The organism is Methylococcus sp. S1M, assembly GCF_051295855.1.
In the GTDB taxonomy this organism is placed as follows: Bacteria; Pseudomonadota; Gammaproteobacteria; order Methylococcales; family Methylococcaceae; genus Methylococcus; species Methylococcus capsulatus.
This window is the reverse complement of record NZ_JBPDXO010000029.1, coordinates 1-1,188: the sequence shown is the minus strand read 5'-3', so window position 1 is coordinate 1,188 and position 1,188 is coordinate 1. Positions and strand designations below refer to the sequence as shown.

Genomic DNA, 1,188 nt, shown 5'->3' with positions numbered 1-1,188 from the left:
ACTCGATGATCTTGGAGACAACGCCTGCGCCGACGGTACGACCGCCCTCGCGCACGGCAAACCGCAAGCCTTCGTCCATTGCAATCGGCGCAATCAGCTTCACTTCGATCTTGACGTTGTCACCCGGCATGACCATCTCGACCCCTTCCGGCAGCGTCACCGCGCCGGTGACATCAGTGGTCCGAAAGTAGAACTGCGGCCGGTAGCCGTTGAAGAACGGCGTGTGACGCCCTCCTTCTTCCTTGGACAGAACGTAGATCTCGGCTTCGAAGTGCGTGTGCGGGGTGATGCTGCCGGGCTTGGCCAGCACCTGTCCGCGCTCGACGTCTTCCCGCTTGGTGCCGCGCAACAGCACGCCGATGTTGTCGCCGGCCTGCCCTTGATCCAGCAGCTTCCGGAACATTTCCACGCCGGTGCAGGTGGTCTTGGCCGTCGGACGGATGCCGACGATTTCGATTTCCTCTCCCACCTTGATGATGCCGCGCTCGACCCGCCCGGTGACTACGGTGCCGCGCCCGGATATCGAGAACACGTCTTCGATCGGCATGAGGAACGGCCGGTCGATCGCCCGCTCGGGCTCGGGAATGTAGTCGTCCAGCGCCTGCACCAGCGCTTCCACCGCCGGCACGCCGATTTCGCTGCCATCGCCTTCCAGCGCCTTCAGCGCCGAGCCCTTGATGATCGGAATGTCGTCCCCCGGGAAATCGTACTTGGAGAGCAGTTCACGCACCTCCATCTCCACCAGTTCGAGCAGCTCGGGATCGTCCACCATGTCGGCCTTGTTCAGGAACACGACGATGTAGGGCACACCCACCTGCCGCGCCAGCAGGATGTGTTCCCGGGTCTGCGGCATCGGGCCGTCGGCTGCGGACACGACCAGGATGGCACCGTCCATCTGGGCCGCTCCGGTGATCATGTTCTTGACGTAGTCGGCATGCCCAGGGCAGTCGACGTGAGCGTAGTGACGCGCCGCCGATTCGTATTCCACGTGAGCCGTGGCGATGGTGATGCCACGCGCACGCTCTTCCGGCGCCGCGTCGATCTGGTCGTAGGCCTTGAATTCACCCCCAAACTTCGCCGCCATGCACTTGGTCAGGGCCGCCGTCAGCGTCGTCTTCCCATGATCCACGTGACCTATCGTTCCCACATTCACATGCGGTTTCGTGCGCGTAAATTTCTCTTTGGACA

The 1,188-nt window shown here is 62.8% G+C and carries 1 protein-coding gene; it reads right to left on the bottom strand.

Features of this window, described 5'->3' with window-relative positions; translation table 11 throughout:
- On the bottom strand, window positions 1-1,188 hold a 1,188-nt coding region (gene tuf / locus ACSHWJ_RS15920; protein ID WP_017364091.1), incomplete at both ends, for an elongation factor Tu.